15 protein-coding genes are annotated in these 14,475 nt (G+C 64.4%); 9 read left to right on the top strand and 6 right to left on the bottom strand.

Annotated elements, in window-relative coordinates:
* Nucleotides 1-87 precede the first annotated feature (87 nt).
* Together JX552_RS14680 and JX552_RS14675 are read left to right on the top strand one after the other, a co-directional pair.
* Nucleotides 88-1,644 carry a succinic semialdehyde dehydrogenase gene (locus tag JX552_RS14680; RefSeq protein WP_205878055.1) on the top strand — a complete coding sequence of 519 codons (1,557 nt, stop codon included), beginning with the start codon at nucleotides 88-90 and terminating at the stop codon, nucleotides 1,642-1,644.
* Nucleotides 1,645-1,723: 79 nt separating this feature from the next.
* Complete coding sequence (locus JX552_RS14675; RefSeq protein ID WP_205878054.1) at nucleotides 1,724-2,410, top strand: VldE C-terminal domain-containing protein; 687 nt, start codon at nucleotides 1,724-1,726, stop codon at nucleotides 2,408-2,410.
* 30 nt (nucleotides 2,411-2,440) lie between these two features.
* Here JX552_RS14675 and JX552_RS34120 read toward each other — a convergent pair whose 3' ends face one another.
* Entirely contained in the window at nucleotides 2,441-4,483 is a 2,043-nt protein-coding gene (locus JX552_RS34120) for a cellulose binding domain-containing protein (protein WP_277396081.1), read from the bottom strand.
* 549 nt (nucleotides 4,484-5,032) lie between these two features.
* On the opposite strand from JX552_RS34120, the gene JX552_RS14655 reads away from it, so the two are divergent.
* Nucleotides 5,033-5,950 carry an SGNH/GDSL hydrolase family protein gene (locus JX552_RS14655; protein ID WP_205878053.1) on the top strand — a complete coding sequence of 306 codons (918 nt, stop codon included), beginning with the start codon at nucleotides 5,033-5,035 and terminating at the stop codon, nucleotides 5,948-5,950.
* On the opposite strand, the gene JX552_RS14650 is transcribed toward JX552_RS14655, so the two are convergent.
* A complete protein-coding gene (locus tag JX552_RS14650; RefSeq protein ID WP_205878052.1) occupies nucleotides 5,907-6,482 on the bottom strand; it encodes a dihydrofolate reductase family protein in 576 nt (191 codons plus the stop codon). The two genes, JX552_RS14655 and JX552_RS14650, sit on opposite strands and share 44 nt — an antisense overlap.
* Nucleotides 6,483-6,512: 30 nt before the next feature.
* Nucleotides 6,513-7,295, bottom strand: coding sequence for a ParA family protein (locus JX552_RS14645; protein ID WP_241011142.1), 783 nt, complete (start codon nucleotides 7,293-7,295; stop codon nucleotides 6,513-6,515).
* 411 nt (nucleotides 7,296-7,706) lie between these two features.
* On the opposite strand from JX552_RS14645, the gene JX552_RS14640 reads away from it, so the two are divergent.
* From JX552_RS14640 to JX552_RS14620, 5 genes are all read left to right on the top strand, one after another.
* The gene (locus JX552_RS14640; protein WP_205878050.1) at nucleotides 7,707-8,183 is read left to right on the top strand and encodes a DUF5994 family protein; all 477 of its coding nucleotides are present in this window, start codon (nucleotides 7,707-7,709) and stop codon (nucleotides 8,181-8,183) included.
* A gap of 260 nt (nucleotides 8,184-8,443) precedes the next feature.
* Nucleotides 8,444-8,581, top strand: a complete 138-nt coding sequence (locus JX552_RS14635; protein ID WP_205878049.1) for a hypothetical protein — start codon at nucleotides 8,444-8,446, stop codon at nucleotides 8,579-8,581.
* 115 nt (nucleotides 8,582-8,696) lie between these two features.
* Nucleotides 8,697-8,918 (top strand): cold-shock protein, encoded by a 222-nt coding sequence (locus JX552_RS14630; RefSeq protein ID WP_205878048.1) that lies wholly within the window; start codon nucleotides 8,697-8,699, stop codon nucleotides 8,916-8,918.
* Nucleotides 8,919-8,974: 56 nt separating this feature from the next.
* The gene (locus tag JX552_RS14625; protein WP_205878047.1) at nucleotides 8,975-9,316 is read left to right on the top strand and encodes a DUF3253 domain-containing protein; all 342 of its coding nucleotides are present in this window, start codon (nucleotides 8,975-8,977) and stop codon (nucleotides 9,314-9,316) included.
* A 37-nt stretch (nucleotides 9,317-9,353) separates the two neighbouring features.
* Complete coding sequence (locus JX552_RS14620) at nucleotides 9,354-9,902, top strand: thioredoxin family protein (RefSeq protein WP_205878046.1); 549 nt, start codon at nucleotides 9,354-9,356, stop codon at nucleotides 9,900-9,902.
* Between the two features lie 9 nt (nucleotides 9,903-9,911).
* On the opposite strand, the gene JX552_RS14615 is transcribed toward JX552_RS14620, so the two are convergent.
* Nucleotides 9,912-10,790 carry a universal stress protein gene (locus tag JX552_RS14615; RefSeq protein ID WP_205878045.1) on the bottom strand — a complete coding sequence of 293 codons (879 nt, stop codon included), beginning with the start codon at nucleotides 10,788-10,790 and terminating at the stop codon, nucleotides 9,912-9,914.
* A 190-nt stretch (nucleotides 10,791-10,980) separates the two neighbouring features.
* Between JX552_RS14615 and JX552_RS14610 the strand changes: the two genes are divergently transcribed.
* Nucleotides 10,981-11,793 (top strand): universal stress protein, encoded by an 813-nt coding sequence (locus tag JX552_RS14610; protein WP_205878044.1) that lies wholly within the window; start codon nucleotides 10,981-10,983, stop codon nucleotides 11,791-11,793.
* Between the two features lie 10 nt (nucleotides 11,794-11,803).
* Here JX552_RS14610 and JX552_RS14605 read toward each other — a convergent pair whose 3' ends face one another.
* A complete protein-coding gene (locus tag JX552_RS14605; RefSeq protein WP_205878451.1) occupies nucleotides 11,804-13,453 on the bottom strand; it encodes a sensor histidine kinase in 1,650 nt (549 codons plus the stop codon).
* Between the two features lie 270 nt (nucleotides 13,454-13,723).
* Complete coding sequence (dosR, locus tag JX552_RS14600; protein WP_205878450.1) at nucleotides 13,724-14,380, bottom strand: hypoxia response regulator transcription factor DosR/DevR; 657 nt, start codon at nucleotides 14,378-14,380, stop codon at nucleotides 13,724-13,726.
* Nucleotides 14,381-14,475 lie beyond the last annotated feature (95 nt).

Raw genomic sequence — 14,475 nt, 5'->3', positions numbered from 1 at the left:
CGCCGGCTCGGCGACGCGGAACTCTCGCACTGTCGCGACGGATAGGCTGAGGTCACAGACACCCCGTGTTCTTCGAGAGGTACCGATATGCCCGCACCGTCAGCCGAGGTCTTCGACCGCCTACGTCAGCTTGCCGCGATCAAGGATGTCAACGAACGCCCGACCAAGACGATCGAGGAAGTCTTCACCGGCAAGCCGCTGACCACCATCCCGGTTGCCACGGCCGACGATGTCACTGCCGCGTTCGCCCAGGCCCGCGCGGCGCAGGTCGAGTGGGCAAAGCGCCCTGTCAGCGAGCGCATCGACGTCATCCGCCGCTACCGCGACCTTGTCATCGAGAATCGCGATTTCCTGATGGATTTGCTGCAGGCCGAGGCCGGAAAGGCCCGTTGGGCCGCGCAGGAGGAGATCGTCGACCTGATGGCGAACGCGAACTATTACGTGCGCGTCACCGCCAAGCTGCTCAAGCCGCAGAAGGTCCAGGCGCTGCTGCCCGCGATCGGAAAGACCACCGTCGGGTATCAACCCAAGGGTGTGGTCGGGGTCATCTCCCCGTGGAACTACCCGATGACGCTGACCGCATCGGACTCCGTTCCCGCACTGCTGGCCGGCAACGCGGTGGTGCTCAAGCCCGACAGTCAGACCCCGTACTGCGCGCTGGCCTGCGCCGAATTGCTGTATCAGGCCGGCCTGCCGCGGGCTCTGTACGCGATCGTGCCGGGCCCCGGTGCGGTGGTTGGGACCGCTATCACGGAGAACTGCGACTACCTGATGTTCACCGGTTCCACCCAAACCGGCAGCCATCTCGCCGAGCACGCCGGACGCCGACTGATCGGGTTCTCCGCCGAACTGGGCGGCAAGAACGCCATGATCGTCACCCGGGGCGCGAACCTGGACAAAGCCGCCAAGGCGGCGACCCGCGCCTGTTTCTCCAACGCGGGCCAACTGTGCATCTCTATCGAACGGATCTACGTCGAGAAGGACGTCGCCGACGAGTTCACCCGCAAGTTCGGTGACGCCGTGCGCAGCATGAAGCTGGGCAGCGCATACGACTTCTCCGTGGACATGGGCAGCTTGATCTCCGAAGGCCAACTCAAGACCGTGTCAGAACACGTGGACGACGCAACCTCCAAGGGCGCCAAGGTGATCGCGGGCGGCAAGGCGCGGCCCGACATCGGTCCGCTGTTCTACGAGCCCACCGTACTCACTGACGTCACACCGGAGATGGAATGCGCGGCCAACGAGACGTTCGGTCCGCTGGTCTCGATCTACCCGGTGGCCGACGTCGACGAGGCCGTGGAAAAGGCCAACGACACCGAATACGGTCTGAACGCGAGCGTGTGGGCCCGCACGCCCGCCGAGGGTCAGCAGATCGCCGCCCGACTACGCTCCGGGACGGTGAACGTCGACGAGGGGTACGCATTCGCCTGGGGCAGCCTGAGTGCACCGATGGGCGGAATGGGCCAGTCGGGCGTCGGCCGCAGGCACGGCCCCGAAGGGTTGCTGAAGTACACCGAGTCGCAGACCATTGCGACCGCACGGGTATTCAACCTCGACCCGCCATTCGGACTGCCCTCGACGCTCTGGCAGAAGTCGCTGTTGCCCATCGTGCGCACCGTGATGAAGCTGCCGGGGCGCAACTGAGCCGTGACTGAGCCCCGGAAACGGCGACAACCCGGCGAAGCGCGCCACATCCGCCCCACACGACACTAGAGTGCTCCAGGTGGGCAAGGACGCCGAAGCGAAAGGCTGGGGCCGCTGGTTGGCAATCGCGGTCTCTCTGGTGCTGGCCGGGGGGATGATCTACGCCCAGGACACCAAACACACCACCCCCTGCTGCGCCGACAGCCCCTCGGCCGCAGCGCCGCCGCCGACAAGCCAGACATCGGCGCCGTCGGTCGCGGCGCCGCAATTCGCCAGTGCGGCGGAGGTGGCGATGTTGGCCGGCAACGCGCCGGTGATGGCCCAGGACTTCCAGATGGCGTTACCTGCCGGCATCGCCCCGGAGGGTGGGCTGCAGGTGAAGACCATCTGGGCGGCCCGCGTCATCGAGCTGCTGTTTCCGGAGATCAAGACCATCGGCGGCTTCCGCCAGGACGCGTTGCGGTGGCACCCGAGCGGTCTGGCGATCGATGTCATGATTCCCGACCACGACAGCCCCGAGGGCATCGCCCTGGGCAATCAGATCGCCGGGTTGGCCCTCGCCAATGCCAAGCGCTGGGGAATCGATCACGTGATCTGGCGGCAGAAGATCTACCTGGGCCCCGCCTCGGGAAGCTGGACCGCCGACTTGGGCAACGAGACCGCCAATCATTACGACCACGTCCACATCGCCACCAACGGCGGCGGGTATCCGACCGGGCGCGAAACGTACTTCATCGGATCGATGACCCCGGCTCCGGCGAACTGATCGAAACTCCTGTCACTTGGCATCCGTCGCTCAATTGTGGCCGTTGATGCTGGCCGAGAATGAGCTGACGCCCGCACCGACGCTGCCGCTCCACGGCTCGAAGCCGGCCTGAATGCTGGTCAGGTACCACGAATCGGTGACCGGCACCCAGGTCTGGGTGTTGTCGATGAAGCCCATCACGTCGAAACTGTTCCAGGTGGTGATCGGCGAGTTGGCGACGTAGGAGACCACGTTGTTCTGGCCGTTGCTGCCCTTCCACACCGCGAAGTTGTGGCCGTCGATGGTCGCGCTGCCCACCACGGAACCGACCGGCTGGATGGGTCCCTGATGGTTGAACCAGATCATCACCTCCTGCTGGTTGACACCCGTAGTGATGGGCGTGGGATTGAGCCAGATGTCGTAGGAGGCGTTGTACACCCCACTGGTGGGATAGGTGTAGGTGATGCTGCTGGTCGCCGTCTGGATCTGGCCTACCTGTATCGGCAGGATCGTGCCGGGTGAACCGGTGCCGTAGTGCCAACCCGTGTAGATCGACGGATAGCCCAGCGGGGCACCGTTGGTGGGGGCGGAGCCGTTTTCGGTGGTGATGGTGAATCCGGTCTGGCTCACGGTGATTGCCTGCCCGCCGGGGTTGTTCCAGGCATTGTTCTGCACGATGTAGGAGTTGCCCAGCGTCGTTGTTCCGTACTGGGTGGAGATGACGGTGCCCCCAGTCGGCGGGGTGGTCGTCGGCGGGGTGGTCGTCGGCGGGGTGGTCGTTGGCGGGGTGGTCGTCGGCGGGATCGGCGTGGTGGACCCGCCGGTTACCGGTTGACCGTTGACCAGCAAGTTGGTCGGTGCTGAGTAGGAGCCTGTCTGCGAGGCCTGGAAGCCGACATTGACCGACCCGCCGGGCGCGATGGTGCCGTTATAGCTCGCCGGCGTCACGGTGTAGTGCGATCCGGTGTGAGTGACCTGCCCGTTCCACAGGTTGGTGATCGATTCATTTGCCGGAAGATCGAATTGGAGGTTCCAGTTGGTCAGTGGCGTGGTGCCCGAATTCGTCAGCGTGTAGTTGCCGTTGAAACCGCTGTTCCACTGCGACGTGGCCGTATACACCGCGCTCAGCCCGCCGGAGCTGGCCGGCGGCGTCGTGACCGGCGGTGTCGTGACAGGAGGCGTGGTGACCGGCGGGGTGGTCACCGGCGGGGTGGCCGGAGGGGTCGTCACCGGCGGAGTGGTGACTGGCGGAGTCTGACCGCCGATGACCGGCTGGCCGTCGATCGTCACGTTCGTCGGCGGCGAGTACGTCCCGGTCTGTGCGCCCTGGAAGCCGACGGTGACGGAGTCGCCGGGGGCGATGGTGGTGTTGTAGCTCTGCGGGGTGACGGTGTATTGCGTACCGGACTGCGTGACCTGTCCGTTCCACAGGTTCGCAACCGATTCGCCTGCCGGCAGATTGAATCGCAGCTGCCAGTTCGTCAGCGGCGTCGTCCCGGTGTTGGTGATCGTGTAGTTGGCGACGAACCCACTGTTCCATTGCGACGTGGTGGCGTAGGTCGCCCGAATCCCCGTCCCGGTCGCACTGCCAGGTGCAGTCGTCGAACCGGTTGTCTCGATCGCTGCGGTGGACGCGGCGCTGGACGTGGCGGCGGTGGCACCGCTGGTGGTGGTCGTTCTCGCCGCGGCGGTACTCGTCTGCGCGGTCGTTGCACCGGTCGCCTCGGCGCTGGCGGCCGCCTGACCCGAGCCGCCGCTGCCAGGCAGCTGGCCGCCGAGCAAGCGTTCAGCGATGCCGCGCAGCAGCGAACCGTTGACCAGCTCGGCTCCCGCATAACGCTGCGCGCCGGCCATGAGGCCATCCAGGAACTGCGACTGCAACGACGCCACCCCGGCGCTCAGGCGCTGATAGTCCAGGGCGTGCCCGCCGAACAACGAGGCGATGGTCATTGACACCTCGTCGGCGGCGGCAGCCAGGATGTTGGTGGTCGGAACCGCCGCCGCGGCATTCGCCGCGTGGAGGGTCGATCCGATTCCGGCGATATCGGTCACCGCCGCAGCCAGTGCTTCCGGGGTGGCTATCACGTAAGACATGCACGGTCCTTCGTTTGATCACGGTCTCATAACGGTCACATAACTGTCTTATCTCAGGCTTAAGCTGATTCCCGCCAACTGCTTATAACGATTGCATCACGGACAGTGAGGCTGCCACAGAGCGGCGCGAGTTTCAACAGCACGCGCCAACAAATTATCAAGCCTCGGACGGACGGGCCCGGCTTGTGGTGAGCGTTCCATTCGACAGACCAAAAAACGATCTGAGCTGCAGCGATCAGAGTGCAGCCGACGTGCAGCCGGGCCGCTCGAGTCTACTCGATAGGATCGTGAAATTATTTCTGGGACAGTCGTATGACTATTGGTTGCACAAATTCGTCAATATGTACGCGAGGCATTACCGGCACGACGTTCAGTGGATCTGACCTGTTCGTCGACGAGACACCTTCGTATTAGCCGTCGCCACGAGAATGCACATATACCGGCCCTACCCGCCCTGCTGACGACGCGGGTGTACGTTGCCGCGCCATCGGCGAGTGCCTCCTCCCGAGCGGTCAGCGGCGGGGCGTCGCTTCGCTACCCTGGCGTGAAATGAGCGAATCGTTCCGATGGCGACGGAAGGCATCGTCCTGCGCAGCCGCCGCACTGGTCGCGTTGATCGCGGTCTGCGCAGCATCAGCACCCAAGGGCGTCGAAACCGTCCGCCCGGGCGTGAAGTATGTCGCCCTCGGCGACTCGGCCGCCGCGGCGCCACTCGTACCCGACGCGGCCAACCCCCCGGGGTGCTTCAAATCGACGAACGATTATCCGGCGGTGCTGGCCCGCAAAATCGGCGCCACTAGTTTCGTCGACGTCAGCTGTAGCGGTGCCACCACTGCGGATATCACTGATCGAGAACAGTCAACCAGCGGCGGCAAGGTGCCCAGGCAGATCGACGCGGTCACTGCCGACACCGAGTTGATCACCATCACGATCGGCGGCAACGACGTGGATCTGGCCGGCAGCGCGGCACGATGCCGCCGGAATTCGCTGGCGCAACCGCCCTGCTTCGCTGATTTCGTCCCGGGCGGCACCGATCGGTTCAGCGCGGCTATCGGCACTCAGATCTCCGTGTGGGAAGCCATGATTGACGCGGTGCGGTCCAAGGCGCCAGGAGCCCGCATCGTGCTCGTCGGCTACGCGACCTACATACGTCGCGGTGGATGCTTCGGACAACAGCCGATCAACCCTCTAGATGCCGACTATTTCCAGGCCAAGGTGGACGAGATCGACGATCAGCAGCGGATATTGGCCACCAGATTGAAAGTCGACTTCTTCGACACCCGACCGGTGTCGGCGGGACACGACATGTGCGCCGCTGCCGGCGACCGGTATATCGAAGGATTCGAGCTCTCACATCTCGCTGCTCCCCTGCACCCCAACGCGTTAGGTGCCGGAGCAGTAGGGAGCGCGCTCGCGGGCGAGCTCACTCTCCCCGATGGGCCGATGGCTTCGGAGCGGCCCAACTAACCAGCGTCACACCGCCGGGAAACGACATCGGTGGGGCCGCCGGGGTGAATCCGGAAAGGGTTGTCCCGTCGGGAAATAGCCGCCGACCGCCGCCCTGGACGCACGGGTAGAGGAACAGCCGGTATTCGTCGACCAGTCCCGCGGCTATCAGGCTGTGACACAGCGTGATGCTGCCGGTGGCCACGATGTCGCCGCCCGGCGCCGCCTTGAGCGTCCGCACCTGCTCTACAGGATCGCCGGACAAGACCGTCGAGTTGCTCCATATGGGGTTGGTGATCGTCGAGGACACGACGTACTTGGCGACGTTGTTGATGTAGTCGGCGACGCCGGTGGGATCGTCGGCCTGATAAGGCCAGTAGCTACGAAAATCCTCGAAGGTGCGCCTGCCCACCAGCAGCGCGTCGGCGGTCTCGTCTTGGCGGCGCAGCTCAGCCGCCAGTTCGTCGTCGTGTGCCTCCGGATTGAACCAGTCACCCAACATCTCGATCGAGCCGTCGAGGGTGATGCTCTGCGTGATGATCAAAGAGCGCATACCACTACCGACCCCGGGATGGCCGGGAAATCATCGCCGACCCAGCAGGTCCTCTTCCAGGAACCGGCGAAAGATGGGCGCAAGCTGACGCGCGACCAATTCGTGGCGGTCGCCCAGCCGGTCTCCGAGTTGGAAGACCTCGTTGACGATGGCGCGCCGGGGGACCTCGGCACGTACCTCCTCGCCGAACTCCTGGTACACGGTTTCCCGGATCGCCTGTTCGATGCCGTTGCGGATGTCGAAGCCGGACAGTACGACCCCACACCACTTAAGGGGATGAGTGCGCTGGATGCGTTCGACCCTGTTGCGCGCCTCGATGGCCTTGCGTACCGCGTCGCCCGTCGGCGCGATCGGCGCATACGCCACATCGGCCAGATGCATGGCGAGCGCCTCGAGCGAGCCGGTGCGGCCCCCGGTGTCGATCAGAACAAGTTCATAACGGTCGAACACGCCGGCCGCCGTGAAGATGCCGCGCAACAGACCGGTGTCCGAGACACCGATCCCGGCGACTCGGGTCAACGATGCTCCGGCCGGCAGCAACTCGACGTTCGGCCACTTGGTATCGATGATCTCCTCGTCGAGCCGTTTGGCGGCCGTACCCGGATCGCCCCAGAAGTTGATGCCGGCATCCTCCAGCACCGAACCCAAGCCGGTCGAGTGCTGCGACACTCCGAAGTGATTGGACAGATTCCGCTCGGGATCCGCGTCGACCAGCAGCGTTGGGATGCTCAGCCGCGAGGCCTCACCGGCCAGCATCATCTGCCATAACGTCTTGGCTGTTCCGCCCTTACCGGAGAGCACCACGGCCGACACGGCTGCCAACAGTCTCGCCTCACCTTCCCGTAACTCTCGCCAGCAACAACGGCCGAGCCATGCCGGTCGTCGGTGAGCCCGCAGGTCGACAAGCGCCGCAACGCTCAGCAGGCCCGCTCGCGGGCGGTGTCCGGCGCTCCGCAAGCATAGCCACGCTCAGCGCCCGGCGGTCCGCCGTCGGCACGTGCAATCACGCCGTCCCCGGATCCTGACAACGGCGGACACAACCTCGGCTGCGCGCCGAGACGGACCAACGTGCACGGGCTCCGCTGGTAAAAGCCCGGTTATTTCTCGGGCAATACCGGGTAGGGTGGGAACGATCGGCGATAACTCGCGCGTGACTAGTCAAAGTCATGTCGTTGCCGGTTCGAAGGATCTGGCCGGTCTCGCGGTCAAGACGGGAGCGTCGCAATGACGCTGAACAACGCCCAGACAGACGCCGGCAGCCGACACACCCCGCCCGAACGCACGCCGCGTTTGCGCCTCAAACCCAAGGCACCTCTGAGCGGGCACGTCGATGGCGCCTGGCAGCCGCGCACCGGCACTCTCACCGAGGAACTCCCAGATCTGTTGTCTGTCTTGTCCGTTCGCCTCGGCCCGATCTCGCGGGTGATCTACCACGTCGACGAGTGGGCGACGGCGCCGGCGAAATTCGCCACGGGCGGGCGCATGGTGCGGCTCGATGGATATCATCGCCAGCCGGTCAACACCATCGAAATTATCGGACTCAATCGCAATAAGATTGTGCTCCTGGTCGTTTCTCCGAATGCCGACCCGGACGAAGCGCACACCATCATGATGACGGCAGCCGGCCCGAACAATGCGTCCACGGTGGAGAGTTTGTTGATGCGCGACGCCGAAGAGATGGACAATAACGAACGGGGGTAGCGCCTTCTCCCCAGCGGTGCGCTACGCGTGGCAACGTAGTTCGCCAATGATCGCTGATCATTCTTCAGCATTTGCCAGTAAGAACTCGTCCAACCCATCAGCTACTTGCAGTATCCCTTTTTCTTCGACGGCGGGCCGAGGTCGGCAGGGCCGCGCCGGTTTCTCACCATCCGCACGCAGCACGCCACACACAGACGCCCGGCTGGGCGTACACTCAGCTCACCGGGACCGACACAGGCCCCCACAGCAAAGGGGTCGCGATGTCCGACAAATCTCCCCGACAGACCATGACCAAGAAGTCCGGCAAATCTCTGAAGGAGAAGCGCGCCGACAAGCGCTCCAAGGCCTCCGAAGTATCGCAGACCGAGTCTTTGCTGCAACCCAAGAAGAAGCACTGATTCAACGCTTTCCGAGTTTGTAATCGACACCAGGCGCTTCGGAAATTTCACGGCTAGCCGTTGAGTCGATGTGCGGGCGTGTGCGCTAACTTCATCCGAGAAGAGAGAAGCTGCTATGACACAGGGAACTGTCAAATGGTTCAACAGCGAAAAAGGCTTCGGGTTCATCGCCCCGGATGGCGGTGCGAGAGATCTATTTGTGCATCACTCCGAGATACAAGGCAGTGGTTTCCGCTCGCTTGAGGACAATCAGCGGGTCGAATTCGAGATCAGCCAGGGACCCAAAGGGCCTCAGGCCGTGCGAGTAAGCGTGATCGAGGGCGCCGCCGAAGCCTGACGAGGCATCGCGGTGTCTTCTGGCCAAGACGGCCACGCTGGTCTTGACTGGCGGATGTGGCTGCGAAGTTGCGTGCCGAACTCAGCCGAGCCGTTGGCGCCCAACGCCGGGGTTCACACCATGCCGAGATAGCGCTGGGCGGAGGACCGCTCACCCAACGGCTGCAAGCTGCCATCCTTGCCCTCTCCGAGCTACGGGGCCCGGACAGCAGCACCTGCCCTTCAGACGCAGCCCGGGTGATCGGCGGGCCGAAGTGGCGTGAATTGCTGGATGAGGCGCGCGCGATCGCCCGGAACCTCGCCAAGACCGGCCAGGTGGAAATCACGCAACGGGGCAACGTGCTCGACCCGGACTCCGACTGGCGTGGCCCCGTTCGCATCCGGACTGCCAGGCGTTAAGCACACCTCCGGGCACGACGGACGTACGCTGGCGGGCATGGCCATCGAATCGACAATGCTCGAACTCGGCACGCCCGCACCGGCGTTCGCTCTGCCCGAACCCGCGACCGGGGCTACCGTCAGCCTCGACGATCTGACCGGCCCGGCACTGGTCGTCACCTTCATCTGCAATCACTGCCCCTACGTGCAGCATGTGGCTGCCGGTCTCGCCGAACTCGGACGGGATTTGATCGACAAAGGGGTGCCCATGGTCGCCATCTCCAGCAATGACGTCACAACCTACCCGCAGGACGGACCCGACCAGATGGTCGCCGAGGCGCAGCGCCAGGGCTGGACCTTTCCGTACCTCTACGACGAGAGCCAGAACGTTGCACGCGAGTTTTCCGCAGCCTGCACACCCGACACGTTCGTATTCGACGGCGACCGCCGACTGGTCTATCGGGGTCAGCTCGACGATTCCCGACCGAAGAACGATCTGCCGGTCACCGCTGCCGATGTGCGGGCCGCGGTGGCTGCAGTGCTGGCCGGCCGGCCCGTAGAACCGAACCAACGGCCATCGATCGGTTGCGGTATCAAGTGGCGTTGAGCGTCGTCGTCAGCTCGGATGCGCCACAATCACCGGGGCCCGCACCGCGTGCACCACGCCATTGCTGACTGATCCCAGCAACATGCCGGTCAAACCACCTCGACCGTGGCTTCCGACGACGACAAGCTGCGCGGCTTCGGCTTCCTCGACCAGCGCGCGACCGGGATGGTCGAGGACTATCACCCGATTGACCTTGACGTCGGGATACCGCTCCTGCCAGCCGGCCAGGTATTCGGCCAGATTCCGTTCGGCTTCCGATCGCCACTCCAGCCAGGGCAGCTGGTAGACGGCCATATCGCTCCACGCGTGCACGGCGGTGAGTTCGACCCCGCGACGTGAGGCTTCGTCGAAAGCGATGGCTACGGCGGGCTCCGATGTCGGCGAACAGTCGATACCTACGACCACCGGGGCGTTGTTGGACGGCGGCATCCACGAGGCTTCTTCCCGAATGACAGCGACGGGGCACTTCGCGCTGTGCACTAAACCCGAACTGACCGACCCGAGCAGGACGCGCTCGATCGCGTTGTGTCCGGTGGAACCCACCACGACCATGTCGGCGTCGCGAGACATGTCGACCAGCGTCGGCACCGGAGCCGACGCCATCACCTCGCTGGTGATGGCGATCGCTCGGTTAGTCGACACAGCGTCCTCGGCGATCTTCACGGCGTGTTCGAGGAGCGCACGACCGTCGTCCTTCTGCCACAACACACCTCCGGACGGCGTCGGCAGCTGTGGATACGTGGGCACGACCGGGTTGAACATGTGGACCAGCGTCAGCGGGACGTGTCGCATCGCCGCCTCATGTGCGGCCCAGAAGACGGCGGCATTCGATGCGGCTGATCCGTCGACGCCGACTACGACGCCATAACGTGTCACGGTGGTAGACATGGTGCCCTCCTTCAGTGCCTACCCATGACGCTATTGCTCCGGCGGTGTCTGGTCACGGGCCTTAAGTCCTCGACCCCGAAGTCGTGTGACCTTCGTTGGGGTGGGGCACCCGGCGCGCGGGACCAAAGCCGTGCCAGCAGATGTCAAACGACTCTGCCGGCAGGAACACTCGCCGAATAGCCTCTGCGCTATGGAACTCGCAGAGTCCCCGACGTGGATTGTGGTGGGTATCGACGGCTCGGACGCTGCGATCAACGCCGCGCGATGGGCCGTCCCCGAAGCCCGCGCCCGCGATATCCCGCTGCGTCTGGTCTATGCCGTTGCGCCACTACCGCCGGGCGCACCACCAGGTGACGGCGACCTCGATGTCGAATACGGTGAGACGTCGCTGCGTGCCGCCTGCTCCGCCGTGCACGCGATGGGACTGCCGGTGAAGCTGGAAACCGATCTGGTGGTCGGGCCGCCGAACCGGGTCCTGATCAGCGAATCACGCAGCGCGACAATGGTTTGCGTGGGTTCCATGGGTCTCGGGCGGCTTGCTCGCCGGATGCTCGGTTCGACCGCCGAGAACGTCGCACAACGGGCGCTGTGCCCTGCGGCCGTCATCCGAACTACCCGCGGTGCCACGGCACCCGACTCCGGTTCGATCGCAGTCGTCGTCGACGACTCCGCGAACAACGACCTGGTACTCGAACACGGTTTCCGGGAGGCAGAACTGCGGGACGCGCCGATCCTGGCGTTGGGTGTGTGGCGCTGGGGTTTCGGCGAAATCCCTTACTCACAACTGGAACACCGGCTTGGCCGGTGGGTGACCCAACACCCCCACATACACGTCCGCCCAGCCGCCGCGCGAGAGGGCGCAGCCGAATTCCTCAGCGACACGCAAGAATCCGTTCAACTTGTGGTGATCGGTCAGGCGGACGCCGGCAAAGTCGCCAAGATGATCGGCGCCGTCGACCCCCACTTCGGACACCGCGGACTTTCGGTGCTCGTGGTGCGCTGATTCCCCGGGATCACGCCTCCGGTAACGGGACGGTCCAGCGGACCCGGGTGCCTTGTCCTGGTGAACTCGTGATCTCGCACCTGCCGCCGAGTTGTTCGGCGCGATGCTCCAGGTTTGCCAATCCGCTGCGCCGGCGGTTGTCGACCGGTACGCCGTGGCCGTCGTCGCTGATCGTCAGGCTGAACATGTCGGCGGCGCTGACCTCAACGGTCAGCTTCGACGCGCCGGAATGCCGGATCACGTTACTGATCGCTTCCGTCGCAACGGCTTCGGCGTGTTCGGCAAGCTCATCATCGATAGCGCTCATGGGCCCATCCATGTGCACGGTGGTGTAGATGGCGCGCTCGTCGGTGAGATCGGCGACGATTTGCTGCAAGCGGTGCCGGAAACCGCCGTCGGCGCCCACAGGCAGCTTCAATTGGAAGATCGTGGTGCGAATTTCTTCGATGATCTTTTGCAGGTCATCGAGCGTGCGGTTGAGCCGGTCGGCCACCTCGGGCGAGCGGGCCCTGGCCAGCGTTCCCTGCAAGTCCATTCCGGCGGCGAACAGCCGTTGGATCACGTGATCATGTAGGTCGTGGGCGATCCGCTCCCGCTCCGCCAGAATGGTCAGCTGCCGTGCGTTCTCCCGCCCCGAGGCGAGCATCAGCGCAATCGCGGCGTGCGTCGCGAACTGACCCACCAGGTCGAGGTCGCTGCTTTCAAAGGGTGGCTGATAGGCGTCGCGAGCAAGGGCCAGTACCCCCGCCGTCTGATCGTGGGCACGCAACGGCATGACGATCGCCGAGCGTTGCCCGACATCGGTGAACGCCTGAATGGGATAGCTCAGCGACTCGGTGATTATCGGTTCCCCGGAATGAAAGACGGTGCCGCTGGTGGAACCGTCCACCGGAACCCGCTGCCCGAGCACCTCTTCGGCGTGCTTGCCGACGGCGGCGGACACCACCAGGGTGTCGGCTTCATCGAGCGGCAAGTCGGAATCCACGGGGACCAGGACGATCGCCTGCTCGGATTCGGTGAGTGTGCAGGCGCGCTCGGCGATCAGGAGCAGGGGACGTCGATGCCCATGGTCACCGGCCAGCAGCGCGGTGGTGATTTCGCGACTGGCCTCCATCCATTTCACCGAGGTGCGCTCGCGCTCGAAGACCCGCGCGTTGTCTATCGCGACCGCCGCGGCGAACGCCAACGCGCGAGCCGCGAACTCGTCGGATTCGGTGAACACCCGGCCGGGGTCGACATGGGTCAGGTATAGGCTGCCGAAAACCGCCCCCCGGATCATGATCGGCACCCCCAGAAAAGCGCGCATCGGCGGATGGTGCTCAGGGAAACCGACCGCGGAAGGATGTTGGGTCAGATCCTCCAGCCGGAGCGCCGGGGTCTCGACCAGCGAAACTCCCAGCACCCCTTTGCCAACCGGCAGATGACCGATCTTGCTGGTCGTCACTTCATCGATTCCCGCGTGGACGAAAGAAAGCAACGTCCCCTCGGCGTCGCGCACCGCAAGTGCGCCGTATGGCGCTGACGTCAATTCCTTGGCGGCGAGGATGATCCGGCGCAACGTGGCGTCGAGGTCGAGATCGGAACCGATTTCGACGATCACCCGCAGCAACTGCTCCATTTGATCTCGCGCTGCCAGCAACTCATCGAGCTGCTGGTGCATCCTGGTCACCAATCCAGGTTGACCGAGGCCAGCAAATGCTGAACCGTGCTCGTCTTTGCCCACCCGAGCTATCCCTCCAAGACGATTCGCGGCGTCCGGCGGCGCACGACACGCCCGATGCCGAACCTCAGCCTAATCACATCGACGTCGGTCAGCCACTTCGAACTGCACCGTAGAAAACCGCATTCACCTCTAAGCGACCACATCAGACACGACGCACCACACACGTCCGCCGCGTGAAAAGTATCGGCCGGAAAACGAAGAATCGTGTTAGGAAGGCGGAATTCGTGAGTCGGCGTCTGCGCCGAGCTTGGAAGCAAACACCGCGGCCTGCGTGCGTCGCTCCATGCCGAGTTTAGACAGTAATCGCGATACATAGTTCTTGACGGTCTTCTCGGCGAGATACATGCGATCGGCGATCTGCCTATTGGTCAAACCCTCACCGAGCAGACTCAGCAGCGTGCGCTCTTGCTCGGTGAGCGCCGCGAGGGGGTCCTTCTTCTCGCCGCCACCGCGCAGTTTCGCCATCAGGGCGGCGGCTGCCCGATTATCGAGCAGAGACTTGCCCGCACCGACTTCCTTGATCGCCCGGGCGAGCTCGAGACCCTTGATGTCTTTGACGACGTAACCGCTGGCGCCGGCGAGGATCGCCTCCAACATCGCTTCGTCCGAGGTGAACGAGGTCAACATCAGACAACGTAGATCCGGAACGGCGGACAGGAGGTCGCGGCACAATTCGATACCGTTGCCGTCCGGAAGCCGTACGTCGAGGACAGCGACATCGGGCCGCATGGCCGGGATCCTGGCCATCGCTTCCGACACGGATCCTGCCTCGCCGATGACTTCCAGATCGGGGTCGCTGGCGAGCAGGTCGACCAGCCCGCGCCGAACTACCTCATGATCGTCGACCAGGAAAACCTTGACCATCACGAATCCTCCCCGGCTGACCGTCGGAGTCACGCCGGAAGCAGCAGGTCAGCTTCTCTCATCATGGCTCACGCAAGGCCAGTTTAGAACCGGGA

Origin of the sequence: Mycobacterium gordonae (genome assembly GCF_017086405.1) — a bacterium.
Lineage (GTDB): Bacteria > Actinomycetota > Actinomycetes > Mycobacteriales > Mycobacteriaceae > Mycobacterium > Mycobacterium gordonae_D.
Note: the sequence above shows the minus strand (reverse complement) of the source record. Positions and strands in the feature narration are given on the sequence as shown.

Coding starts and splice junctions, on each gene's coding strand:
- JX552_RS14680 (WP_205878055.1), top strand. CDS start 88: ATGCCCGCACCGTCAGCCGAGGTCTTCGACCGCCTACGTCAGCTTGCC.
- JX552_RS34120 (WP_277396081.1), bottom strand. CDS start 4,483: ATGTCTTACGTGATAGCCACCCCGGAAGCACTGGCTGCGGCGGTGACC.
- JX552_RS14655 (WP_205878053.1), top strand. CDS start 5,033: ATGAGCGAATCGTTCCGATGGCGACGGAAGGCATCGTCCTGCGCAGCC.
- JX552_RS14650 (WP_205878052.1), bottom strand. CDS start 6,482: ATGCGCTCTTTGATCATCACGCAGAGCATCACCCTCGACGGCTCGATC.
- JX552_RS14640 (WP_205878050.1), top strand. CDS start 7,707: ATGACGCTGAACAACGCCCAGACAGACGCCGGCAGCCGACACACCCCG.
- JX552_RS14635 (WP_205878049.1), top strand. CDS start 8,444: ATGTCCGACAAATCTCCCCGACAGACCATGACCAAGAAGTCCGGCAAA.
- JX552_RS14630 (WP_205878048.1), top strand. CDS start 8,697: ATGACACAGGGAACTGTCAAATGGTTCAACAGCGAAAAAGGCTTCGGG.
- JX552_RS14620 (WP_205878046.1), top strand. CDS start 9,354: ATGGCCATCGAATCGACAATGCTCGAACTCGGCACGCCCGCACCGGCG.
- JX552_RS14615 (WP_205878045.1), bottom strand. CDS start 10,790: ATGTCTACCACCGTGACACGTTATGGCGTCGTAGTCGGCGTCGACGGA.
- JX552_RS14610 (WP_205878044.1), top strand. CDS start 10,981: ATGGAACTCGCAGAGTCCCCGACGTGGATTGTGGTGGGTATCGACGGC.
- JX552_RS14605 (WP_205878451.1), bottom strand. CDS start 13,453: ATGCACCAGCAGCTCGATGAGTTGCTGGCAGCGCGAGATCAAATGGAG.
- dosR (WP_205878450.1), bottom strand. CDS start 14,380: ATGGTCAAGGTTTTCCTGGTCGACGATCATGAGGTAGTTCGGCGCGGG.